At 73.0% G+C, this 21606-nt stretch carries 24 protein-coding genes; 9 read left to right on the plus strand and 15 right to left on the minus strand.

The genetic code is table 11. The annotated features are described in order from the left end of the window. Positions 1 to 137: 137 nt before the first annotated feature. On the minus strand, positions 138 to 788 hold the full coding sequence (locus tag ACZ43H_RS17090) for an MBL fold metallo-hydrolase (protein WP_464584862.1): 651 nt from the start codon (positions 786 to 788) through the stop codon (positions 138 to 140). Positions 789 to 842: 54 nt separating this feature from the next. On the opposite strand from ACZ43H_RS17090, the gene ACZ43H_RS17095 reads away from it, so the two are divergent. The 5 genes from ACZ43H_RS17095 (at position 843) to ACZ43H_RS17115 (ending at position 4391) form a co-directional block, all read left to right on the plus strand. Then, on the plus strand, positions 843 to 1451 hold the full coding sequence (locus ACZ43H_RS17095) for a LysE family transporter (protein WP_464584864.1): 609 nt from the start codon (positions 843 to 845) through the stop codon (positions 1449 to 1451). Continuing rightward, positions 1448 to 1948: an N-acetyltransferase family protein gene (locus ACZ43H_RS17100; protein WP_464584866.1), complete on the plus strand. Its 501-nt coding sequence runs from the start codon at positions 1448 to 1450 to the stop codon at positions 1946 to 1948. The genes ACZ43H_RS17095 and ACZ43H_RS17100 overlap by 4 nt, the downstream gene beginning before the upstream one ends. 42 nt (positions 1949 to 1990) lie before the next feature. Next, positions 1991 to 2812 (plus strand): NmrA family NAD(P)-binding protein, encoded by an 822-nt coding sequence (locus tag ACZ43H_RS17105; RefSeq protein WP_464584868.1) that lies wholly within the window; start codon positions 1991 to 1993, stop codon positions 2810 to 2812. A gap of 62 nt (positions 2813 to 2874) precedes the next feature. Then, a complete protein-coding gene (locus tag ACZ43H_RS17110; protein WP_464584870.1) occupies positions 2875 to 3465 on the plus strand; it encodes a TetR/AcrR family transcriptional regulator in 591 nt (196 codons plus the stop codon). Positions 3466 to 3500: 35 nt separating this feature from the next. Continuing rightward, a complete protein-coding gene (locus ACZ43H_RS17115) occupies positions 3501 to 4391 on the plus strand; it encodes an alpha/beta fold hydrolase (RefSeq protein ID WP_464584872.1) in 891 nt (296 codons plus the stop codon). Positions 4392 to 4409: 18 nt separating this feature from the next. On the opposite strand, the gene ACZ43H_RS17120 is transcribed toward ACZ43H_RS17115, so the two are convergent. From ACZ43H_RS17120 to ACZ43H_RS17145, 6 genes are read right to left on the minus strand one after another with little or no spacing between them, the layout of a single operon-like run. Then, positions 4410 to 6284, minus strand: coding sequence for a cation:proton antiporter domain-containing protein (locus ACZ43H_RS17120; protein ID WP_464584874.1), 1875 nt, complete (start codon positions 6282 to 6284; stop codon positions 4410 to 4412). Positions 6285 to 6326: 42 nt separating this feature from the next. Next, positions 6327 to 7247, minus strand: coding sequence for a helix-turn-helix domain-containing protein (locus ACZ43H_RS17125; protein WP_464584875.1), 921 nt, complete (start codon positions 7245 to 7247; stop codon positions 6327 to 6329). A 37-nt stretch (positions 7248 to 7284) separates the two neighbouring features. Then, complete coding sequence (locus tag ACZ43H_RS17130) at positions 7285 to 7620, minus strand: hypothetical protein (protein WP_464584877.1); 336 nt, start codon at positions 7618 to 7620, stop codon at positions 7285 to 7287. 46 nt (positions 7621 to 7666) lie between these two features. After that, positions 7667 to 9256, minus strand: a complete 1590-nt coding sequence (gene menD, locus ACZ43H_RS17135; RefSeq protein ID WP_464584879.1) for a 2-succinyl-5-enolpyruvyl-6-hydroxy-3-cyclohexene-1-carboxylic-acid synthase — start codon at positions 9254 to 9256, stop codon at positions 7667 to 7669. Then, on the minus strand, positions 9253 to 10200 hold the full coding sequence (locus ACZ43H_RS17140; protein ID WP_464590856.1) for an o-succinylbenzoate synthase: 948 nt from the start codon (positions 10198 to 10200) through the stop codon (positions 9253 to 9255). The genes menD and ACZ43H_RS17140 overlap by 4 nt, the downstream gene beginning before the upstream one ends. A gap of 29 nt (positions 10201 to 10229) precedes the next feature. Next, on the minus strand, positions 10230 to 11279 hold the full coding sequence (locus tag ACZ43H_RS17145; protein WP_464584881.1) for an AMP-binding protein: 1050 nt from the start codon (positions 11277 to 11279) through the stop codon (positions 10230 to 10232). An 87-nt stretch (positions 11280 to 11366) separates the two neighbouring features. On the opposite strand from ACZ43H_RS17145, the gene ACZ43H_RS17150 reads away from it, so the two are divergent. Continuing rightward, positions 11367 to 12257 (plus strand): 1,4-dihydroxy-2-naphthoate polyprenyltransferase, encoded by an 891-nt coding sequence (locus tag ACZ43H_RS17150; RefSeq protein ID WP_464584883.1) that lies wholly within the window; start codon positions 11367 to 11369, stop codon positions 12255 to 12257. Between the two features lie 29 nt (positions 12258 to 12286). After that, positions 12287 to 12415 (plus strand): hypothetical protein, encoded by a 129-nt coding sequence (locus ACZ43H_RS17155; RefSeq protein ID WP_379177078.1) that lies wholly within the window; start codon positions 12287 to 12289, stop codon positions 12413 to 12415. A gap of 28 nt (positions 12416 to 12443) precedes the next feature. On the opposite strand, the gene ACZ43H_RS17160 is transcribed toward ACZ43H_RS17155, so the two are convergent. Next, positions 12444 to 12710 (minus strand): DUF4229 domain-containing protein, encoded by a 267-nt coding sequence (locus tag ACZ43H_RS17160; protein WP_464584885.1) that lies wholly within the window; start codon positions 12708 to 12710, stop codon positions 12444 to 12446. Positions 12711 to 12754: 44 nt separating this feature from the next. Between ACZ43H_RS17160 and ACZ43H_RS17165 the strand changes: the two genes are divergently transcribed. After that, positions 12755 to 12952 carry a hypothetical protein gene (locus ACZ43H_RS17165; protein WP_464584886.1) on the plus strand — a complete coding sequence of 66 codons (198 nt, stop codon included), beginning with the start codon at positions 12755 to 12757 and terminating at the stop codon, positions 12950 to 12952. A 2-nt stretch (positions 12953 to 12954) separates the two neighbouring features. On the opposite strand, the gene ccsB is transcribed toward ACZ43H_RS17165, so the two are convergent. From ccsB to hemL, 6 genes are read right to left on the minus strand one after another with little or no spacing between them, the layout of a single operon-like run. Next, positions 12955 to 13980 carry a c-type cytochrome biogenesis protein CcsB gene (gene ccsB / locus ACZ43H_RS17170; protein ID WP_464584888.1) on the minus strand — a complete coding sequence of 342 codons (1026 nt, stop codon included), beginning with the start codon at positions 13978 to 13980 and terminating at the stop codon, positions 12955 to 12957. Beyond that, positions 13977 to 15587: a cytochrome c biogenesis protein ResB gene (gene resB, locus ACZ43H_RS17175; RefSeq protein WP_464584890.1), complete on the minus strand. Its 1611-nt coding sequence runs from the start codon at positions 15585 to 15587 to the stop codon at positions 13977 to 13979. The genes ccsB and resB overlap by 4 nt, the downstream gene beginning before the upstream one ends. Then, positions 15584 to 16345: a cytochrome c biogenesis CcdA family protein gene (locus tag ACZ43H_RS17180; protein ID WP_464584892.1), complete on the minus strand. Its 762-nt coding sequence runs from the start codon at positions 16343 to 16345 to the stop codon at positions 15584 to 15586. Before ACZ43H_RS17180 ends, resB begins: the two co-directional genes overlap by 4 nt. Further along, the gene (locus tag ACZ43H_RS17185; protein ID WP_464584894.1) at positions 16338 to 16958 is read right to left on the minus strand and encodes a TlpA family protein disulfide reductase; all 621 of its coding nucleotides are present in this window, start codon (positions 16956 to 16958) and stop codon (positions 16338 to 16340) included. The genes ACZ43H_RS17180 and ACZ43H_RS17185 overlap by 8 nt, the downstream gene beginning before the upstream one ends. 2 nt (positions 16959 to 16960) lie before the next feature. Continuing rightward, on the minus strand, positions 16961 to 17641 hold the full coding sequence (locus ACZ43H_RS17190) for a histidine phosphatase family protein (protein ID WP_464584896.1): 681 nt from the start codon (positions 17639 to 17641) through the stop codon (positions 16961 to 16963). Continuing rightward, positions 17641 to 19002 carry a glutamate-1-semialdehyde 2,1-aminomutase gene (gene hemL, locus ACZ43H_RS17195; RefSeq protein ID WP_464584898.1) on the minus strand — a complete coding sequence of 454 codons (1362 nt, stop codon included), beginning with the start codon at positions 19000 to 19002 and terminating at the stop codon, positions 17641 to 17643. Before hemL ends, ACZ43H_RS17190 begins: the two co-directional genes overlap by 1 nt. A gap of 256 nt (positions 19003 to 19258) precedes the next feature. Here hemL and ACZ43H_RS17200 point away from each other — a divergent pair, with 256 nt between their 5' ends. Continuing rightward, positions 19259 to 20431 carry a lytic transglycosylase domain-containing protein gene (locus ACZ43H_RS17200; protein WP_464584899.1) on the plus strand — a complete coding sequence of 391 codons (1173 nt, stop codon included), beginning with the start codon at positions 19259 to 19261 and terminating at the stop codon, positions 20429 to 20431. Positions 20432 to 20560: 129 nt separating this feature from the next. Here the strand turns inward: ACZ43H_RS17200 and hemB are convergent, their stop codons facing one another. Further along, entirely contained in the window at positions 20561 to 21559 is a 999-nt protein-coding gene (gene hemB / locus ACZ43H_RS17205; RefSeq protein ID WP_464584901.1) for a porphobilinogen synthase, read from the minus strand. Positions 21560 to 21606: the final 47 nt, after the last annotated feature.

Genomic DNA, 21606 nt, shown 5'->3' on the forward strand with positions numbered 1-21606 from the left:
TCGGGAAGTCGCCGCCGTCGAGCGGGGCCCGCCCTGGGCCGGCGGCCGTCCCTCCAGTGAACGCCGCACGCCGCGGGGTCCGCAAGCGTCGTGCGGGTGAGGGTGTGCCCCGGCGCGCCCTCAGGGGCACGACCCGGTCAGAGGTCCTTGCCGTCGGCGAGCCGGACGTACTCCTGGTCGGACTTCGGCAGGAAGGCGGCCATGTGCCCGTCGACGATCTTCAAGCCCGCCTCGGAGTAGACCCGGTCGTGGATGGCGAGGTTGCGCGGCGCCTGCACCTCCCGCGCGAACTCGATCGCCTCCGCGGCGCGCATCCACGGCGCCGACACCGGGACCAGCAGCACGTCCACACGCTCGCCGGGATGGGTGAGCGCGTCCCCGGGGTGGAAGACCTTCTCGACCTGCCCGTCGGGTCCGGTGGCGGTGAGGACGTAGCCGCTGTTGTGGAACCGCGGGAACTCCGGGTGGATGACGGCGTGCAGCTCGCCCACCGCGCGGGTCGGGATCCCGGGATCGAACTCCTCCCCCGGCGACACCACGGTCACCCGCTCGGCCACGTCGGGGGCGTCCTCGCGGATCCGGGCCGCGACGTCCTCGATGGTGTAGATCCGAGCGTCCGTGGCCCGCAGGTGGTCGGGCAGGTAGTGGTCGGGGTGCTCGTGGGTGATCAACACCGCGTCGGCTCCGGCGACGGCCTCCGGGTCGGTGAACATGCCGGGATCGAGCACCACCGTCCTGCCCTCGTGCTCGATCCGGACGCAGGCGTGGCCGAACTTGGTGATCCGCATGTGCCCACCGTAATCACGTGGCGGTCGTGGTCGAGCGGTCGAGAGAATCGGCGCGTGCTCGAGGTGGTCGTCTCCGGTCTCGTCACCGGCTGGGCGATCGCGATCCCGATCGGCGCGGTCGGGGCGTTCCTGGTCACGCTCACGGCGCGTACGTCGTTCCGCGTCGGCGCCGCAGGTGCGCTGGGAATCGCCACCGTCGACGGGGTGTACGCCGCGCTGGCGGTGGCCGCCGGGGCCGCCCTCTCGGCACTGCTGGCCCCCGTCGCCACCCCGCTGCGGATCACCTCGGGCGTGGTCCTTCTCGTCATCGCCGGGCTCACCGCCGCCCACGCCCTGGCCACGAGCGGTCGGCCGCGCGAGGCCGCTCCCCTGCGGCCGGGGCGGGCCTACGCGGTCTTCGTAGGCATCACGGCGGTCAACCCGACCACCGTCGTCTACTTCGCCGCGGTCGTGCTCGGCAACCGGCACCTGGTCTCGACGCCGCTGGAGGGGATCGTGTTCGTGACGGCCGCGTTCCTGGCCTCGGCGTCCTGGCAGCTGGCGCTCGCCGGCGGCGGGGCGGTGCTGGGCCGGGTCGCCACCGGCCACCGCGGCCACCTCGTCACGGGGCTCGTGTCGGCGGTCGTCATCGCCGCCCTGGCCGTTCGTACGATGCTGGCATGAGCGCACCGGGGACCGACCGCGTCACCATCCGTCCGGCCGTGCCGGAGGATGCCGAGCCCCTCACTCACCTGCACCTCGACTGCTGGGACGACGCCTACACGGGGTTGATGGACCAGAGGTTCCTCGACGAGCGCCGTGCGGACGTCCCGTCCCGGGTCGAGCGGTGGCGGCAGGTCCTCGAGCAGAGCGACACCACGCTCGTCGCGGAGTCCGACGACGGGCTGGTCGGCTTCGTCAGTGCCGGCCCCGGACGCGACAACGACGTCGACACCGACCTCGAGCTGATGGCGCTCTACGTCCGGGCGGACCGCTGGGGCACGGGCGTCGGCTATGCCCTGCTCGAGGAGGCGATCGGGGACCGGGCGGCGTACCTGTGGGTCCTCCACGGCAACGACCGGGCGATCCGCTTCTACGAGCGGCAGGGGTTCCGGCTCGACGGCACCCGCGACGAGCACGACGAGGGGCTGCACGTGCGGATGGTCCGCGCGGGAACATGAGGCTGGCCACCGGCGTTCACCCGGCGGACCGAGGAGGCCCTCATGATCGCAGTCACCGGTGCCACCGGAGCCGTCGGCGGCCTGGTCGCCCGGACCGTGGCCGATCTCGACCCGGTCCTCGTCGTCCGGGACCCGTCGCGCGCTCCTGACCTCGGCTGCGAGGTGCGCGCCTGCGAGTACGCCGACGACGGCGCGGCACGTGCAGCGCTGGCCGGCGTCGAGACGCTCTTCATGGTGTCCGCCGCCGAGGCCCGCGACCGCCGCGAGCAGCACCGCGCGTTCATCGCCGCCGCCGCTCGGGCCGGGGTGCAGCACGTGGTCTACACGTCCTTCGCGGGAGCCGCACCGGACGCGACGTTCACGCTGGGTCGCGACCACTTCGACGCCGAGGCCGCGATCCGTGGCACCGGGATGACGCTGACGGCGCTGCGGGACAACTTCTACCTCGACCTGCTGCCTCTCTTCGCCGACGCCCGGGGCGTGATCCGGGGCCCCGCCGGCAGCGGCCGGGTCGCCGCGGTGGCCCGCGCCGACGTGGCCGCCGTGGCCGCCACCGTGCTGCGCGACCCCGCAGCCCACCGCGGCGCGACGTACCAGCTGACCGGACCGGAGGCGCTGACGTTCGCCGAGGTGGCGGCCCGGGCGGGGGCGGTGCTCGGGCGCCCGCTGCGCTTCGAGGACGAGACGGTGGAGCGGGCCTACGCCTGGCGCCGCACGGCGTACGACGCGGAGCAGTGGCAGCTCGACGCGTGGGTCAGCACCTACACCGCGATCGCGGACGGCTCGGTCGCCGCGGTGAGCGAGGACGTACGCCGGATCACCGGCCGTGCCGCGCGCTCGCTGGAGGAGGCGCTGGCGGGCTGAGGGGCGCCGCTGGACTGCACCACCCTTGCCCCAAAAAGCACGATCGTCCTATTGTCGGTGCCATGACCAAGGGCGAGGAGACCAGGACCGCGATCCTGGACGAGTCACTCACCCTGGCGTCGCGCGTCGGCTTCACCGGGCTCACCATCGGCCAGCTCGCGGAGCAGACCCGGATGAGCAAGAGCGGCCTGTTCGCGCACTTCCGGTCCAAGGAGCAGCTCCAGCTCCAGACCCTGGCGCACGCGCGGCGCAGGTTCATCGACACCACGGTGCGTCCGACGCTGGCCTCTCCCCGAGGGGAGCGACGACTGCGTGAGCTGTTCGACCGCTGGCTCACCTGGGAGTCCGAGGTGCTCCCGGGCGGATGCATCTTCGTGACCGGGTCCATCGAGTTCGACGACCAGCCCGGACCGATGCGTGACGCGCTCGTCGCCGACCAGCGCGACTGGCAGGACACCATCGCCGCCGTCACCGAGACCGCGGTCAGCGAGGGCGACTTCCGAGCCGACGTCGACCCGCGCCAGATCGCCTTCGAGATCCAGGGGCTGATCATGGGCTACCACCACGCCGCCCGCCTGCTCGGCGACGAGCACGCCCTCGACCGCGCGCGCAGCGCGTTCGAGTCGATCATCGAGCGAGCCCGGGCTCGCTGAACCGACCCAACCATCCCTCACCGAGAGGCATCCTCATGGCCACGTCATCCCTCCGGAAAAGCACGATCGTTCGTGCCCAGAGCCTCGCCCTGCAGGTCTTCTTCCGCACGGCGGACCTGGTCGTGCCCCGGGTCGCCGGACGCCGGGCGCGCGACCTGTGGTTCACGGTGCCGCCCACCACGGCCGCCGCCCCCCTGCCCCCGGGGGGCGAGCCGTTCGTCGTCACCGCCCAGGGCGCCCGGGTCCGCGGCCACGTCTTCGGCCACGGTCCGACGGTCTACCTCGTGCACGGCTGGGGCGGCCGCGGCAGCCAGCTGGCCGGCTTCGTCGAGCCACTGGTGGCGACCGGGCACCGGGTGGTCCTGTTCGACGGCCCGGCGCACGGCGACTCCGACCCCGGCCCGTCGGGACCCCGGCGCTCCCACGGCGTGGAGCTCGGCAAGGCGCTGGACGCGGTCTTCGCGCGATTCGGCCCCGCCGAGGCCGTCGTCGCGCACTCCCTCGGTGCGGTGGCGACGTACCTCTCCCTGCGGTTCGGCTGGCTCGGCACCGCACGGCTCGTGCTCCTGGCGCCGCTGGTGGAGGTCGAGACCCTCGTCGACCGGTTCCAGGGCGCGCTCGGGTTCGGCGACCGGACCCGACGCGCCTTCGACCGGGAGGTCCACGACTTCGTAGGCATCCCGGTCGCCGAGTTCGACGCCCGCCACCAGGCCGCGCACGTCGACCCCGTGCCGACGCTGGTGGTCCACGACGTCGGCGACCGGCAGACGCCGTACGCCGAGTCGCAGCGGTTGGTCGACGTGCTCCCGGACGCGTCGCTGGTCACCACCGAGGGCCTCGGGCACCGGCGGATCCTGCGCGACCCGGACGTGATCGGCGAGGTCGTCGGCTTCATCGGCGGCGGGCGGCGGGCGCAGGCGGCCTGAGGCCGCGCGGACCGGCGTTCAGGCCGTCAGGTGGTGCACGTAGCACCAGCGCCAGTCCTCGCCGGGCTCCGCCGACTGCATGACCGGGTGCTGCGCCTCACGGAAGTGCGCGGTGGCGTGCTGGCGCGGCGAGGAGTCGCAGCACGCGATGTGGCCGCACTCGAGGCACCGCCGCAGGGCGACCCACTGCGTGCCCTCCTCGAGGCACTCCTCGCAGGCGTCCGGCGGCTCCTCGTCGACCGCGGGGTGCCGCTCGAGGTCGTCGCAGACCTCGCCGTGCGGACGGCGCGCGGCGTTGACCGAGCGCAGCTCGTCGTGCTCCTGGTGGGCGATCTCGAGCATCGACTCCTCGACGTCGAGCATCGAGAGCACCTCGCTGATCACCTCCGAGGCGACCGTGCCCGAACGGCGGATCTCGAGGACCCGGCGGCGCTCGGCGTCGATCATCGCGCGCCGCAGGCGGGAGTAGAGCTCGCTGGGCGTCTCCTGGTCGGCGGTGGTGCCGAGCCGCTCCCACGCGGCGAAGTTGCGCTGGTCGGTGCGATCGCGGATCAGGTCGGCCACGCCGTGCGGGTCGTCGAACTCCATCCCGTCCAGCTCGGCGTACCCCGCCTTGGAGGCCTGCTGGAGGATCGTCGCGCGCGCCAGGGCGTCGTCCATCGGGTCGGGGGCCGGCACGTCGAGGCGACGGGCCACCCAGCCCAGCGACAGCCCTTGGACGAACAGGGTCCCCGCCACGACGGTGAAGGCCACGAACAGCAGGACCTCACGGTGCTCGGCCTCCTCGGGGATCACGAACGCCGCGGCCAGCGTGACCACGCCGCGCATCCCCGCCCAGCCGAGCACGAACGTGAACGTCCACGGCGGCTTGTAGCCGACGTCGGGGTCCGGGCCCGGACGGACCAGGGCGTAGCGGGCGAGGAAGACCCACGCCATGCGCAGCACCACGACCCCGACCAGGGTGGCCACGCAGACCGCGACGATGCGGCCGGCCGACAGGTCGCTGTCGGCGACGTCGGCGAAGAGCCACTGGGCCTGCAGCCCGATCAGCAGGAAGACGGTGTTCTCGAGGACGAACGCGATGGTCCGCCAGTTCATCCGTTCGGCGATCCGTGACTGCGCGGTCTGCAGGATGGGCGCCTTGTGGCCCAGCAGCAGGCCGGCGATCACCACACCGATGACGCCGGAGGCGTGGATCTCCTCGGCTGCCATGTAGGCCGCGAACGGGATCACGAACGAGATGCCGGTGTCGAGCACGGGGTCGGTGATCCTGGTGCGCATCCAGGCCACCACGGCGAAGACGACGGCACCGACCAGCACGCCGCCGACGGCCGCCCACACGAAGTCGGCGCCGACGCGCCAGGCCACGACGTTCTCCGAGCCCACCGCGATGATCGCCACGGCGGTGCGCAGCGCCACCAGCGCGGTCGCGTCGTTGAGCAGCGACTCGCCCTCGAGGATCGTCACCACCCTCCGGGGCAGCCCGATCCGGCGTCCGATGGCGGTCGCCGCCACCGCGTCGGGGGGTGCGACCACCGCCCCGATGGCGAAGGAGGCGCCCCACGAGATGGCCGGCAGGATCGCGTGCACGATCACGCCGATGCCGAGCGTCGTGAAGATGACGAGGCCGACGGAGAGCAGCAGGATCGCGCGCCGGTTGGCGTTGAAGTCCACCAGGGAGCTCTGGATGGCCGTGGCGTAGAGCAGCGGCGGCAGCAGCCCCAGCAGCACGATCTCGGGCTCGAGGTGCACCTCGGGCATGCCCGGCAGGTAGCTCGCGCCCACGCCGACCGCGATCAGCAGCAGGGGTGCCGGGAAGCCGACCCGCTCCGCGAGCGCGGTGAACGCGAGGACCGCCACTGCGAGTCCGACGAGGAACAGGGCGATCTCCACCCCGACATTGTGGCGGACCCGCCCTGAGCCGGCCCACGGATCTCAGGCCGGCTGCGCCACCCAGGTCATCGGGTCGCCCCAGCCCAGCTCGGAGATGCCGTGCCTGCCGAACGCCAGGACCACCAGCGTCCGCCGGTGCGCGGCGAACGTGAGGACGTGCGCGATCATCCCGCCGTAGGTGAACACCTCGGCCGGCTCGCACAGCGCGTCGACGAAGGTGTCGTCGAGGCGGCCGGCCGCGACGACCTCGCGCACGTGGGAGAGGTACGTCGGCCCCTCGGTCGCCAGCCGTTCCCGCAGGGAGCTCAGCGACTCGTGCTCCTCGACCGACCAGTCGTAGTCCCGGGTCGCCATCGCGGCGTTCCACATCCCCATCTGGCCGACCAGGCGCGACAGGAGCGAGCGGATCGTCTGGCGGTCGTCGTCGACGTCGAGCTCGATCGGCTGGTCGAGCTGCTCGTCGGTCAGCCGCTCCGCCAGCCGCACCATCTCGCCGGTCAGCCACACGTGGTGCTCGACCATCTTCGTGAGCAGGTCCATGGAGGTCACCTTGTCTCTCGCCGGCAGCCGCAGGCTCCCGGGTGGGTGGAAGTGCACGTCGTTGGGTGCCTCGATCTGGATGTGCCCGGGCCTGCGCCGCCAGGTGGCCGGCGGCACGCCGTACGCCCGGGTGAAGGCCCGCGTGAACGCCTCGTGGGAGCCGTAGCCGGCCTCCACCGCGACGTCGATGAGCGGCGCGGTGGTGGTGATCATGCGGTACGCCGCCCGCTCGAGGAGGATGCGCCGGCGCAGCGCGCTGGGCGGCTCGCCGGCGACCGACCTGATCATCCGGTCGAAGTGGAACCGCGAGAAGTGCAGCCGGGCGGCCCACTCCTCGCCCGACGCCTCGGTGATGCGGGGGTCGTCGAGCGCCTCGGCGAGGTGGTCGACGAACTCCGCGAAGGTGTCGGCTGACGTGGTCATGGCCCCATCCTGACCGCGGCGGCCGGCACCGCCTTGATCACGCTTGCTGGGTCAGGCTGCCGACGCCCGAGCCGTAGTTCGTCTCGTAGCGGAACGCCATCGGCTGCTCACCCGGCGGCAGCAGCATCGAGGCCACCTGCGAGACCCGGTCGACCTCGACGTGGACGCTCACGTGGACGTTGCGGTCGGCGGGCACCTCGAACGGCACCGCGCCCCAGATCACGAGGTACTGCCGACCGTCGATGCTGACGATCGGACGGTGCTTGGAGACCGCCATCGCGTTGCCGGTGGTCAACTGCAGCGTCAGCACCCGCCTGGGTCCCTGGTGGAACTCGACATACGGGATCACACCGGGCAGCGGCTGCTGGGTCATGGCTCGAGTCTCCCGCGGGGGCCACCGCGCCAAACCCGGGCGCCCGTCACGGACGCAGGGCGCGGATGCGGGCGTCGAGGTCGCGTCGGTTGTCACGGCGCACGACGGCCTCCACGACCTCGATCCCGCCGTTGGGATTGGCCAGGGCCTGCTCGAGCTCCGCGCGCGAGTCGACCTTCCAGTGCGGCGTCCGCGTGGCCGCGCAGAGGCTGGCCAGGTCGACGCCGTGCGGGGTGCCGAAGAGCGTGTCGAAGGGCGTGGAGTACTCCTCGGCGCCCTGCTCGAGCATGGAGAAGATCGAGCCACCGTCGTCGTTGACCACCACGATCGTGAGGTCGGGACGTGCCTCGCGGGGCCCGAGGACCAGGCCGCCGGCGTCGTGCAGGAAGGTCACGTCGCCCATCAGCGCGATCGCCCGTGAGGTGCGCGGGCGGCCCAGGGCGGCACCGATGGCGGAGGAGACGGTCCCGTCGATCCCGGACAGCCCCCGGTTGGCGATCACCTTGCGGCGGTCGCCGACGGCGTACCTCGCGACCATCAGGTCGAGGTCACGGACCGGGCTGGAGGCGCCCACGAACAGGAGGCCCTCGGGCGACAGCGACCGGCTGACCACGCCGGCCACCTCGTGGGGCGTGAGCTCGGGCTCGGCCGCGAGCAGCGCGTCGAGCTGCCGACCCACGGACCGGTCGGCCTCGCGCCAGGCCTCGAGCCAGGCCGGCTCGGCGGGCTCGGTGACGGCGAGGCCCCCGACGACCCGCACGTCCACCTCGAAGGGACGCTCGGGCCAGGTCCCCGGGGCCGGTGTGCCGACCACCTCCACGTCGTCCCGTGCCAGCAGCCGGGTCACGGGGCGGGACAGCGTCGGGTGGCCGAACACCACGACCCGCTCGATGCTGCGTCCGAGATCGGTGTCGAGCAGGAGCCGGTAGCAGCGGATCGCGTTCTCACCCGTGCGTGACCCGCTCGTGGGCTCGGCGAGCAACGGCCAGCCCGCGCGCTCGGCGAGGACCCGCGCGGGCGGCCCGGCGTCGTCGCCCGCGACGACCACGGTGCGGGGTCCGCCGGCGATCGTCGTGAGGGAGGCGGGGGTGGCCCGACGGGGGGACTCGCCACGGACCACGTCGGGCGTCCAGGTGCCCTCGGGCACGAGCGGCTCGTCCAGCTGGACGTTCACGTGCGCGGGGAACATCGACCAACGCCCGGCCCAGTCGTCCAACCCGCCGGGATCGGCGACGTCGAGGGTGTCGACGAGCCCCCCGAAGATCCCCACCTGGTCGGTCGTCTGGTTGGCGTTGGTGCCCCGCAGCCGGGCCGGCCGGTCGGCGGTCACGACCACGAGCGGGAGCCCGGCGTGGGCGGCCTCGAGGACCGCCGGGTGCAGGTTGGCGACGGCGGTGCCGGAGGTGCACACCACCGCGGCCCGGGCGCCGACCTTCGTGAGCCCCAGGGCGAGAAACCCGGCGGTGCGCTCGTCGATCCTGGTGTGCAGCCGCAGCAGGCCGGCCGCGGCGGCGTCGTACGTCGCGAAGGAGAGGGGCGCGTTGCGGGAGCCGGGGGCGATGACCACGTCGCTGACTCCCGCCTCGATCAGCGCGGACACGACGGCCCGGGCGAGGCCGGTGGCAGGGTTCGTCACGGTCGACCATCCTGCCCCAGCGCCGACCGCTGCAGGGCCTGCACCTCGGCGAGCCGGGCCTCCCAGTGGGCCACCCGGTCCGGCGCCGCGGCCAGGGCCGCCAGGGCGGCCTCGTCGACGGCCGGCCGGGCCACCGGGAGCGCGCCGTCCACCGGCAGCAGCGGGGCCTTCACGACGTCTGCGGTGAGCAGCTGCACGGTCGCGAGCCCGCAGGCGTGAGGCAGCTCGGGCAGTGCCGCCGCCAGCGCGACCCCGGCGGCGATCCCCACGCTGGTCTCCAGCGCGGACGACACGACGACGGGCAGCCCGATGTCCTCCGCGATCCGCAGGCAGGCCCGCACCCCGCCCAGCGGCTGCACCTTGAGCACGGCCACGTCGGCCGCCTCGAGGTCGCGCACCCGGTAGGGGTCCGCGGCCCGGCGGATCGACTCGTCGGCGGCGACCGGCACGTCGACGGCCCGGCGTACGGCGGCCAGCTCCTCGACGAGTCCGCAGGGCTGCTCGACGTACTCCAGCCCGCCCGCGGCCCGGTCCAGGAGCCGGATCGCGCCGACCGCCTCGTCGACGTCCCAGCCCCCGTTGGCGTCCACCCGCACCCGGCCCGCCGGACCCAGCGCGTCGCGGACCGCCTCCAGCCGGGCCTCGTCATCGCCGAGGGTCTGCCCCGGCTCGGCGACCTTGACCTTGGCGGTCGTGCAGCCGCCGGCCAGCACGATCTCGTGGGCGCGCTCCGGCCCCACCGCCGGCACGGTCACGTTCACCGGCACCGAGTCGCGGACCGGGTCCGGCCAGTCACCCGCGGCCGCCTCCTCGGCGCAGCGCAGCCACGGCTCGGCGACCGTGGCGTCGTACTCCAGGAACGGGCTCCACTCGCCCCAGCCGCCGTCGCGGCCCCGCACGAGCACGCCCTCACGGACAGTGATCCCACGGAAGCGGGTGCGCATCGGGATCGAGAAGACGCGGACTCCCCCCGTCACCGGACCGTCCCTCGCAGCCGCAGCCGGTCGGGCTTCCCGTTCCCCAGCAGGGGGATCTCATCGAGCAGGACCAGCTGGCGGGGCGCCCACGACCGCGGGTGCACCGCGCCCACCCACGCCCGCGCCTCGTCCAGCGCGAGGCCGGCCGGCGCGACCACGAAGGCCACCACCCGGTTGCCCCACTCCTCGTCGGGCACCCCGAGCACCTCCGCCGCCGCCACCCCGGGGTGCTCGCGCAGCCGCGCCGCGACAGCCGGGGTGGGGACGTTCACTCCCCCGCTGACCACGACGTCGTCGAGCCGCCCCAGCACGTGCAGCCGCCCGTCCTCGTCGAGGCGACCGGCGTCGGAGGTCAGGAACCAGCCGTCCTCGAGCACCGACGCGGTCAGCTCGGGGTCGCCCTCGTAACGGTCGAACAGGGTCGGCCCGCCGATCCGGATCCGGCCGCCGCGCCCGATGGCCAGCGCCACCCCGTCCAGCGCGTAGCCGTCGTAGACACAGCCCCCTGCGGTCTCGGAGGAGCCGTAGGTCGCCACGACCCGCACCCCCTCCGCCGCGGCCCGGGCGCGCAGCGCAGCGTCGACGGGGCCGCCCCCGAGCAGCACGGTGTGGAAGGTCCGCAGCGCCTCGACCTCGGCCGACACCCCGAGCATCCGGTGCAGCTGGGTCGGCACCAGGGAGACGAAGCGGGCCCGGTCGGGAGGCCCGGCCGAGACCAGCGCGGCGGTCGCCTCGACGAAGGACCCGTGCTCCTCCTGCAGCACCGGCGGGTGACCGGCGACCAGGGAGCGACAGACCACCTGCAGCCCCGCGACGTACGACGCGGGCAGCGTCAGCAGCCAGGCACCCGCGGCCCCGAGACGGCGCTCGGTGGCCGTCACGGACGCCATCACCGCGCGCCGCGAGAGCAGCACCCGCTTGGGTCGGCCGGTCGAGCCGGACGTCTCGACGACCAGCGGCTCGGGCTCACCGGCCGCGTCCAGCCATGCCGCCAGCGCGGCCACGACGTCACGGGTCGGGCCCCCCACGGGTCGGAGCACATCCATGCGAGGCATCCTCGCACCGACGTGCCGGGCGCCTCCTCCGGGCCGACCACTGCGTCGGCACGGTGCGCCTGCTGGTTGAATCCTCGGGTGGCAACCCCCGCCGAATGGCTCGCCGGAGCGCGACCCCGCACCCTCCCCGCCGCTGTCTCCCCCGTGCTCGCCGGCACCGGTGTCGCGGTGTACGCCGGCGCCTGGGACGACTGGCAGGGCGTGTGGTGGAAGGCCCTGCTCGCGCTGGTCGTGAGCCTGGCCCTCCAGGTGGGCGTCAACTACGCCAACGACTACTCCGACGGCGTCCGCGGCACCGACGACGAGCGGGTCGGCCCGATGCGGCTGGTCGGGTCCGGCGCGGCGACGCCGGGCGCGGTCAGGCGGGCGGCGTTCCTGGCGTTCGGCGTGGCCGGGGTGGCCGGCCTCGTGCTCGCCGCGACGACCGCCTGGTGGCTGGTCGCGGTCGGGCTGCTGTGCGTGGTCGCCGCCTGGTACTACACCGGGGGCTCGCGGCCCTACGGCTACCTCGGGCTGGGCGAGGTCATGGTGTTCGTCTTCTTCGGGCTGGTGGCCGTGGTCGGGACGACGTACGTCCAGACCGGGACCTGGGAGTGGGCGGCGGTGTACGCCGCCGTCGGGATCGGCTCGCTCGCCTGCGCGATCCTGGTCGCCAACAACCTGCGCGACATCCCCACCGACGTGGTGGCCGGGAAGCGGACCCTCGCGGTGCGCCTCGGTGACGGCCGGACCCGGGCGCTCTACCTGCTCCTCGTGCTCGCCGCGGCCGGGGCCGTGGTGGCGGTGGCCGTGGCGACCACGTGGTGGGCGCTGCTGGGCCTGGGCTTCCTCGCCGTCGCCGCCCGTGCGGTGCGGACCGTGCGCGGCGGCGCCACCGGGCCGGGCCTCATCCCGGTGCTCCAGCTGACCGGCGTCGCCGAGCTGCTCTGGGCGGTCCTGGTGGCCGCCCCGCTCGTCGTCGCGGCCTGATCCTGAGGGAGCCGACGTAGGCTCGGCGCATGCTCTGGATCCTGCTGATCGTGGTCGCCGCCGTCGTGCTCTACAAGTTCCGCGTCCCGATCCTCGCCAAGGTCCTCGGCCAGGACCGCGGACGCGTCGAGCGCCAGCTCAACCGTCGCAAGCACTGAGCGCGGGCCGCTGGGTCCCCCCGAGGAGTCAGGAGTCGTCGGCGTCCTCGCGCGCCCGCATCTCCTCGTAGCGCTCCCGCGCCCGGTGGGCGCGCTCGTCGACCCGACGGGCGAACGCCGCCCGCTGCCGGTTGAGCAGGAAGTACGACGCGATCCCGCTCATCACGAAGGCGATGACGACCGCCCACAGCAGGTTCATGCTGTCGCTGACGAGCATCCACACCCCGACGACGACGGCCAGCGAGGCGAAGAACAGCACGATGCGCAGGGCGGTGTAGACCACGAACTCCTTCACGCCTTCAGGGTAGGCGGTGACCACCGGGCGCCTACCCTTGAGGTGTGCTGAAGTTCCTGCTTGTCGTGATCCTCGTCGCGGTGGCGGTCTACCTCGTCGTGCGCGCGATCCAGCGGCGGGGCGTGCTGCCCCGACACCAGCCGCCCTCACGACCCAGCCGGCCGCTCGGTCCCGACGACGACCCCGACTTCCTGCGCGACCTCGACCGGAAGCGCAAGCACCCGAAGGATCCGGAGACCTGACCTCAGAGCAGGGTCGCCCGGACCGCGACCGGCTCGACCTTCTCGGACACCACCGGCGCTGACGCGTACGAGTGCTGGCTGGTGCTCGAGAAGTAGTTGATCCCGATGAAGTTGAACCACAGCGTCGCCATGCCCAGCAGCGCCAGCCACGCGGCCTTGCGCCCCTTCCAGCCTGCGGTCGAGCGCGCGTGGAGGTACGCGGCGTACACGACCCAGGTGATGAAGGCCCAGACCTCCTTGGGGTCCCAGTTCCAGTAGCTGCTCCACGCCTGGTGCGCCCAGATCGGGCCGGTGATGAGGACCGCGAACGTCCACACCGGGAAGCCGAAGGAGTGGATCCGGTAGGAGATCCGGTCGAGCACCTCGGGGCTGGGGACCCGCGCCAGCGGCCCCGTGGACGGCCCCGGACGGCGCTCCTTGACGAGGAAGATCACCGAGGTGATGCCGCCGAGGGTGAAGGCACCGGTGGCGATGATCGCCGAGACGACGTGGATCACCAGCCAGTAGGAGTCGAGCGCCTCGGTCAGCGGGGCGACCGGGTCGTAGAGCCACAGCACCGCGACCATGAGCAGGGCCAGCACGAACCCGACGACGATCGGGGCCATCCAGGCCAGCGCGAACTTCCGGTTGAGCACGAGGTAGAGCAGGGCGACCACGAAGGTGCCCGACAGCGTGAACTCGTACATGTTGCCCCAGGGCACCCGGTTCGGGTCAGCGGCCATGCCGCGCCCCAGCAGGGCCACGAAGTGCACGGCCACCGCGATGCCGGTCAGCATCAGTCCCAGCCGACCGAACAGGGCGGTACGCCGCGCTGCCGCGTCGTCGGCCTCGGGCTCCGGGCCGCCGGTGGCCACCGCCACCCCGCCGCCCCCGGTCGAGGTGGCGGTCCGGGCGGCGGACGAGGTCTCGACCGGCACGTGCCGCAACGAGCTCCACTCCACGAGGTGGGCGAGCAGCGCCAGGAAGTAGACGACTCCACAGGCCGCCACGGCCTGGTTGCTGAGGGTCTCCCATGCGGCGTCGGTCACGACTTGTCCTCTCCTGCGTCCTTGCGCGGCGCGCCCGGCAGGGCCGCCACGATGTCGGCGAGCACGGTGGCCACGTCCCCGCCGCCCGAGCGGTCCAGCGCGGCCACCTCCACCAGTGTGAACCCATCCTCCCGGCGGGCACGAACCCACACCCTCCGCGGCCGGATGAACAGCGAGCCGAGCAGCCCGATCAGGGCCAGGACCACGCCGGCCAGGGCGATCTGCTTGCCCGGTGTCTGGCTGATCTGGATCTTGGTCCAGCGCTTGACGCCGTCGAAGCTCACCGAGCCCAGCCCGTTCGGGAGCTTGGTCGTCTGGCCCGGCTGCAGGTCGACGCGGAACATCGAGCCGTCGGGCTTCTTCAGCATCGTGGTCCGCGCCTTGTCCAGCGCGTAGACCGACTGCGGCGTCCCGTCGTCCATGCCGAGGTCACCGGTGTAGACGAGCATCGAGATGGCGGGGTTGAGGTCGTTGCCGAACACCGAGAACGGACCGGTCTTGTCGGTGAACGCGTAGGTCGGGTAGAACTCGCCCTCCAGCCCGATCTGGGTCGGCTCCGCGTCGGGGGCCTTGACCACGCCGAAGGACCGGAAGGTCTGGTCGGTGGGCAGGAAGATCGTCGGGCCGCTGTAGACCACGTCGCCCTTGCCGTCGCGCACCGTGATCACCGGGGCGTAGCCGTGCCCGATCAGGAAGACCTCGGTGTCGCCGATGGTGAGCGGGTGGTTCACCTTCAGGTCGTACTGCTTCTCGGGCGAGCCCGGGGACTCGCGGTAGGTGAGGCTCGCGTCGAACTCCCGGGCCATGCCCTTGCGCGGCCCCGACGTCAGCCAGTCGACGGTGAAGTCGTTGACGTCGAAGGAGAACGGCTCCATGTCCTCGGCCCGGAACAGGCTGCCCGGCACGAAGTCGTCGTACTGGGTGAGGTTGTTGGAGAAGCCGTTGCCGACGACGAGGATGACCCCGCCCTTGTAGCCGAACATGCCGCCGATGGCGAAGCCGACCAGCACCACCAGCACCGAGAGGTGGAACAGCAGGTTGCCGGCCTCGCGGAGGTAGCCGCGCTCGGCGGAGACCGCGTCGTCGCCGTCCAGGAGGCGGTAGCGGCGCCGGCGCAGCAGCCCGCGGGCGCCGGCGAGCACCTCGTCCGGCGCGAGGTCGGTGGTGTACGACGCGTGGTCGGGCAGCCGGCCGAGGTTGTGGGGGGCGGCGGGCGGCTTCGCGCGCAGCGCGCGCCAGTAGACGAACGTGCGCGGCACGATGCAGCCGACCAGCGAGACCATCAGCAGGATGTAGATGGCCGAGAACCACGGGGAGTCGTAGACCGAGAACAGGCCGAGCTTCTCGTAGACGGGCGTCAGCTCGGGGTGGGCGTCCTGCCACCGCGACGTCTTGAGGGAGTCGACCCCCTGCTGCGGGATGATCGAGCCCGGGATCGCGGCCAGCGCCAGCAGCAGGAGCAGCACGAGGGCGGTGCGCATCGAGGTGAGCTGGCGCCAGGTCCAGCGCAGCATCTCGCGCAGGGTGAGCTCACCCGGCCGACGGTCGCCCGAGGGGGCGTTGTCGACGTGGCCCTCCGGCCGCTGGTCCCGCACCGAGCTGCTCACACCGACACCTCGGACGAGCTCACCAGGTGCACCTGGAGCCAGGTGACGGCCTGGTCCCACCAGCCGCTGATCAGCAGGACGCCGACCGCGACCAGCATCAGGCCGCCGGCCCGGGTGACCCAGACCTGGTGGCGCCGGATGAACCCGAACGCGCCCAGCGCCCGGCGGTAGGCCAGGCCGGCGGCGACGAACGGCACGCCCAGCCCCACGGCGTACACCGCGGAGAGCAGGGCCCCGCGGCCGGCGGTGGCCTCGTTGAGCGAGAGGGAGGTGATCGCGGCGAGCGTGGGGCCGATGCACGGCACCCAGCCGAGTCCGAAGAGGAACCCGAGGACCGGGGCGGCGGCCAGGCCGACCGCCGGCACCGTGTGCACCCGCCACTCCCGCTGCAGGAACGGCAGCCAGCCGGCGAACACGAGCCCCAGGACGATGGTCAGCACGCCGAGCACGACGGTGAGCGTCTGCCGCCAGGTCACCAGCCACGCGCCGACGGCACCGGAGAGGGTGCCGAGGGCGACGAAGACGACCGTGAAGCCCAGCACGAACAGCAGCGAGCCGAGCAGCATCCGGCCCCGCCGAGCCTCCGCAGCGCCGCTGGCCAGGTCCGCGCCCGAGAGGCCGGTGGCGTAGGACAGGTAGCCCGGCAACAGCGGGATGACGCACGGCGAGAAGAAGGACACCAGTCCGGCGACCAGGGCCACCGGGACGGCGAGGACCAGGGAGCCGGACGCGGCGGTGTCGTGGAACCACTCACCCATCGACGGACGCCTCCCCGGACGACTCCTTGGACACGTCCTTCACGACCTCGACCAGGGTGGTCTTCGACGGCAGCTGGCCGATGATGCTGGCGGCCACCCGTCCCTCCTGGTCGAGCACCACGAAGCTCGGGATCGAGTTGGGCGTCAGGGTCCCCTGGAAGGCCAGCAGCGCCTTGCCGTCGGGCGAGGAGAACGACGGGTACGGCACGTCGAACCGGCGCACGAAGCTCTTGGCCTGCTCGGTCGAGCCGTCGCGGATGTTGATGCCGACGAACTGCGCGCGGTCGCCGAGCTCGTTCGCCGCGGCGACGACGTCGGGCGCCTCCGCGCGGCAGGGGGTGCACCACGAGCCCCACACCACCGCGACGACCGGCGTGCCGCGGAAGGACCGGAGGTCGAGAGCCTTGCCGTCGAGGTCGGTGCCGCTCAGGGTGACGGGGTCGCCCCGATCGCTGACGGCGACCTCCTCGACCGAGCCGTCGTTGGTCACGAACCCCTGGTCCCCGGTCCCGGACAGCGACGAGCAGCCCGTCACCGCCAGCAGGCAGGCGAGGGCGACCGCGGCGGCCGCACGTCGGGGGGCGTGGGTCCGGGAGGGTCCGGCGAGGCGCATGGTCAGGGCCTGTGCTCCTCCGGCGCCCCGCCCGCCGAGAACGGGGCGCGCTTGTCGCGGGTGGGGATCAGGTCACCCGCCGGCTCGGAGTAGGACACCTGGGTGAGCCGGTCCCCCACGAAGTGCAGGGAGGTCAGCGAGCACAGCGTGCACTGGCGCTTGCGCGGGTCGTGCAGGAAGGAGCGCTTCTCCACGTGCAGCCGGGTGATCCAGATCGGGAGCTGGTGGGAGACGATCACGGCCTCGTGGCCGCGGGCGGCGTCACGCGCGTCCTCGACGGCCGCCATCATCCGGGCGGCGACCAGCTTGTAGGGCTCGCCCCACGAGGGCTTGACCGGGTTCCAGAGGTGCACCCACGTGCTCGGCTTGCGGAACGCCTTGTCGTTCGGCCCGAAGCGCCTGCCCTCGAACACGTTCGTCGACTCGATCACCCGGGCGTCGGTGACGATGTCCAGCCCGCGCGCGGAGGCGAGGGGCTGGGCCGTCTCCTGGGCCCGCTCCAGCGGCGAGACGCGCAGGTGCGTGATGTCGCGGTCCCCGATCGCGCCCGCGACCTTCTCGGCCATCGCCCGGCCGAGCTCGGAGAGGTGGAACCCGTCCATGCGGCCGTACAGCACGCCCCGGGGGTTGTGGACCTCGCCGTGGCGCAGCAGGTGGACGATCGTGTCGGGCGTCTGGCTCATCAGCGGTCCTCGTGGGCACGGGCGGCGGCCTGGGCGGCCTCGGGCAGGGCGTCGAGCACGGTCTGCACGGCGCGGTCGTCGTGCGCGGAGGACAGGAACCAGGCCTCGTACGCCGACGGCGGGAGGTAGACCCCCCGGTCCAGCATGGCGTGGAAGAAGGCTCCGAACGCAATCGAGTCGGTCCGCGAGGCGTCGTCGAAGTCGCGGACCGGCCCGTCGGCGGGGTCGGTGAAGAAGACGGAGAACATCGTCCCGGTCGACTGGACGACGTGCGGGACGCCGGCCGCGGCCAGCGCCGCGGCGGCCGCGGACCTGATCGTGTCGGCGGCCGCGTCGATGTGGGCGTAGACCTCGTCGGTGGCGAGCCGGAGCGTGGTCAGGCCGGCGGTGGTGGCGATCGGGTTCCCCGAGAGCGTGCCGGCCTGGTAGACCGGCCCCTCGGGCGCCAGCCGGGACATGACGTCCTCGCGCCCGCCGAACGCGGCCGCGGGGAAGCCTCCCCCCATCACCTTGCCGAAGGTCACCAGGTCGGGGCGCCAGCCCTCGTGCGCGCCGTCGAGGCCCCACTGCCCGAGCCTGCTGGCGCGGAAGCCGGTCATCACCTCGTCGCTGATGAACAGCGCGCCGTGCCGGGCGCAGGTCTCGGCCAGGAAGGCGTTGAAGCCCGGCTCGGGCGGGACGACGCCCATGTTGCCGGGCGCGGCCTCGGTGATCAGGCAGGCGATCTGGTCGCCGTGCTCGGCGAAGGCCTTCTCGACGGCCGCCCGGTCGTTGTAGGGCAGCACCAGCGTCAGCGCCGTCGAGGACGCGGGCACGCCGGGGGTGCCGGGCACCGCGAAGGTCGCCAGCCCCGACCCCGCCGAGGCCAGCAGCGAGTCGACGTGACCGTGGTAGCAGCCGGCGAACTTCACCACCACGTCGCGGCCGGTGAAGCCGCGGGCGAGGCGGATGGCCGACATGGTCGCCTCGGTGCCGGAGGACACGAACCGCACCCGGTCCACCGGGGTCCGCGCGACGATCTCCTCCGCGAGCTCGACCTCCGGCTCGGTCGGGGTGCCGTACGACGTGCCGCGGGCGACCGCGGCCTGCACGGCCGCCTGCACCTCGGGGTGGGCGTGGCCGAGGAGCATCGGACCCCACGAGCAGATCAGGTCGACGTAGTCGTTGCCGTCCACGTCGGTCAGCCACGCGCCCTGCGCCGAGCGCATGAACCGGGGCGTGCCGCCGACCGCGTTGAACGCCCGCACCGGCGAGTTCACGCCGCCGGGCGTGACGGCCCGCGCACGGTCGAACAGGGACGCCGACCGGGCCGTGCCGGGGGCGTTTCCGGACGGGGTGCTGGGGGGTCCGACAGGAGTCACCCTGCGATTGTCCCCGAGCGGGGAAATGGGGTGACCGGCAGCCCGCTCCTACACCATCTCGGGGGTGCGCCAGACCACTCCCGCGGGACAATGGGTTTCACCGTCACGACCGGCGGGAAGCATCGTCTCGTCCACGGGACGTGACCTGCGTCTCAACGCACGGTCGCAGACGTAACTCGGTGTGACACAGTTCGTTGAATCGGTCACCTGTGCTTGAGGGAGCACGGCAGGTAGTTTGGCCTCAGGGGAGATGTTGATGTCCACACCGCGGTTCGGTCGTATCCAGAAGGCGACGGCGCTCGTGCCGCTGGCGCTGCTCTCGGCAGCCTGGACGGCGAGCATCGCCGGTGTCGGCGTCCAGACCGCCTCCGCCGGCGAGACCGTCCCGACGACCCTCCCCGACGGCACGACCGTCCCCACCGAGGCCCTCGAGGCCCCCGCCAGCGTCTCGGCGCCCGGCCGGGTCGCGCCCGGCATCACCGGCGACACCCGCCGCGCGGTCTCGACCGCGTCGACGTCCGGCATCCCCTCGGCGGCCCTGTCCGCCTACCAGCGGGCCGAGACCGTCATCAACGCCGCCGACAAGGGCTGCAACCTCCCGTGGCAGCTGGTCGCCGCCATCGGGCGCGTGGAGTCCGACCACGGCCGCACCAACGGCAACCACCTCGACGACAAGGGCGTGGCCACCCCCGGCATCTACGGCATCGCGCTGGACGGCACCCACAAGACCCAGCGCATCACCGACACCGACGCCGGCCAGTACGACGCCGACGCGAAGTTCGACCGCGCGGTCGGCCCCATGCAGTTCATCCCGTCGACCTGGTCGGTCGTGGGCGTGGACGCCGACGGCGACGCCCAGCGCAACCCCCAGGACATCGACGACGCCGCGCTCGCCACGGCGGTCTACCTCTGCTCCGGCAACGACGACCTGTCCACGACCAAGGGCCAGCGCGCCGCGGTCTACCGCTACAACCACAGCGCGTCCTACGTCGACCTGGTCCTCTCGATCATGAACGCCTACCTCGACGGCGACTTCACCTCGGTGCCCAACGGCACCACGTCGGCCGGCTACTTCGTGCCCGACACGAGCACGCCGACCCAGCCGGCACAGCCGCACCACCAGCAGCAGCCGCAGGGCCCCGCCTCCGGCCCGGCCGGCGGCAGCCCGACGACGCCGAGCGACCCCCAGACGCCGACGCCGACGCAGCCGCCGTCCACCCCGAACAACCCCGGCGGTGGTGGCGGTGGCGGCAACGACCCGGTGCCGGACAACCCGCTGCCTCCGCTGCCGACCCCGTCGCTGCCGCCGGTCGACGACATCCTGACCACGGCCGAGGCGATCCTGCAGTGCACGACCGAGGGGTATGTCGACAACCCCCTGGTCGACAACGACCCGTTCGACAAGTGCGTCTACGACTACACGCACTGATCACGGACGCGTCAGCGGCTGTGATCGACGGTGGTTGAGCAGCAACCGCGGCTGAGCTCGCGAAGCGCGACGGAGCGTGTCGAAACCCGGTGGGACGAAGGGCCGGCTCCGAGCCGGACGCGGCCGTGATCACCGCAGCAGGCGCGCGACCTCGCTGGCCCAGTAGGTCAGCACGATGTCCGCACCGGCACGGCGGATCGAGGTGAGCGTCTCGAGGATCGCCGGCTCGCGGTCGATCCAGCCCTGGGCCGCGGCGGCCTCGAGCATGGCGTACTCCCCGGAGACGTTGTACGCCGCCACCGGGACGTCGACGGCGTCGCGCACGCGGCGCACCACGTCGAGGTAGGGCAGGGCCGGCTTCACCATCACGATGTCGGCGCCCTCCTCGATGTCGAGGAGCGCCTCCCGGACGCCCTCACGGGCGTTTGGGGAGTCCTGCTGGTAGGTGCGCCGGTCCCCCTGCAGCGAGGAGTCGACGGCCTCGCGGAACGGGCCGAAGAAGGCCGAGGCGTACTTCGCGGAGTAGGCGAGGATCGAGACGTCGGTGTGCTCGGCCACGTCGAGCGCCGCCCGGATCACCGCGACCTGGCCGTCCATCATCCCGCTCGGACCGACCATGTCGACACCGGCGGCGGCCTGCGCCAGCGCCATCTCGGCGTACGCCCCGAGCGTGCGGTCGTTGTCGACGCGTCCGTCGGGGGTGAGCAGGCCGCAGTGGCCGTGGTCGGTGAACTCGTCGAGGCACAGGTCGCTCATCACGGTGAGCGCGTCGCCCACCTCGGCGACCACGTCGGTGATCGCGAGGTTGAGCACGCCGGCCGGGTCCACCGCGCCCGAGCCGGTGGCGTCCTTGTGCTCGGGGATGCCGAAGAGCATCACGCCGCCCAGCCCGAGCTCGGCCGCCTCGGCCACCGCCTTCAGCAGGGAGGACCGGGTGTGCTGGACCACGCCCGGCATCGAGCCGATCGGCCGCGGCTCGGAGATCCCCTCGCGGACGAACACCGGCAGCACCAGCTGCCGCGCCTCGAGCGAGGTCTCGGCCACCATCCGGCGCAGGGCCGGCGTGGTGCGCAGGCGACGGGGCCGGACTGAGGGTCCGACGACGCTGGGCTGCTCGATGTCGCTCATGGTCCTCCTCGAGCCGCTCCCGGCCCTGTGGTTGCGGTGGTGGCGGT

The sequence above is a fragment of the Nocardioides sp. DN36 genome (genome assembly GCF_055380375.1).

Excerpts from the sequence above, each read along its gene's own strand:
- ACZ43H_RS17115 (WP_464584872.1), top strand. The coding sequence starts at position 3,501 with ATGGCCACGTCATCCCTCCGGAAAAGCACGATCGTTCGTGCCCAGAGC.
- ACZ43H_RS17185 (WP_464584894.1), bottom strand. The coding sequence starts at position 16,958 with ATGCGCCTCGCCGGACCCTCCCGGACCCACGCCCCCCGACGTGCGGCC.
- hemB (WP_464584901.1), bottom strand. The coding sequence starts at position 21,559 with ATGAGCGACATCGAGCAGCCCAGCGTCGTCGGACCCTCAGTCCGGCCC.
- ACZ43H_RS17130 (WP_464584877.1), bottom strand. The coding sequence starts at position 7,620 with ATGACCCAGCAGCCGCTGCCCGGTGTGATCCCGTATGTCGAGTTCCAC.
- ACZ43H_RS17140 (WP_464590856.1), bottom strand. The coding sequence starts at position 10,200 with ATGCGCACCCGCTTCCGTGGGATCACTGTCCGTGAGGGCGTGCTCGTG.
- ACZ43H_RS17180 (WP_464584892.1), bottom strand. The coding sequence starts at position 16,345 with ATGGGTGAGTGGTTCCACGACACCGCCGCGTCCGGCTCCCTGGTCCTC.
- ACZ43H_RS17090 (WP_464584862.1), bottom strand. The coding sequence starts at position 788 with ATGCGGATCACCAAGTTCGGCCACGCCTGCGTCCGGATCGAGCACGAG.
- ACZ43H_RS17200 (WP_464584899.1), top strand. The coding sequence starts at position 19,259 with ATGTCCACACCGCGGTTCGGTCGTATCCAGAAGGCGACGGCGCTCGTG.
- ACZ43H_RS17190 (WP_464584896.1), bottom strand. The coding sequence starts at position 17,641 with ATGAGCCAGACGCCCGACACGATCGTCCACCTGCTGCGCCACGGCGAG.
- ACZ43H_RS17145 (WP_464584881.1), bottom strand. The coding sequence starts at position 11,279 with ATGGATGTGCTCCGACCCGTGGGGGGCCCGACCCGTGACGTCGTGGCC.
- ACZ43H_RS17100 (WP_464584866.1), top strand. The coding sequence starts at position 1,448 with ATGAGCGCACCGGGGACCGACCGCGTCACCATCCGTCCGGCCGTGCCG.
- ACZ43H_RS17110 (WP_464584870.1), top strand. The coding sequence starts at position 2,875 with ATGACCAAGGGCGAGGAGACCAGGACCGCGATCCTGGACGAGTCACTC.
- ACZ43H_RS17105 (WP_464584868.1), top strand. The coding sequence starts at position 1,991 with ATGATCGCAGTCACCGGTGCCACCGGAGCCGTCGGCGGCCTGGTCGCC.
- ACZ43H_RS17125 (WP_464584875.1), bottom strand. The coding sequence starts at position 7,247 with ATGACCACGTCAGCCGACACCTTCGCGGAGTTCGTCGACCACCTCGCC.
- ACZ43H_RS17155 (WP_379177078.1), top strand. The coding sequence starts at position 12,287 with ATGCTCTGGATCCTGCTGATCGTGGTCGCCGCCGTCGTGCTCTACAAG.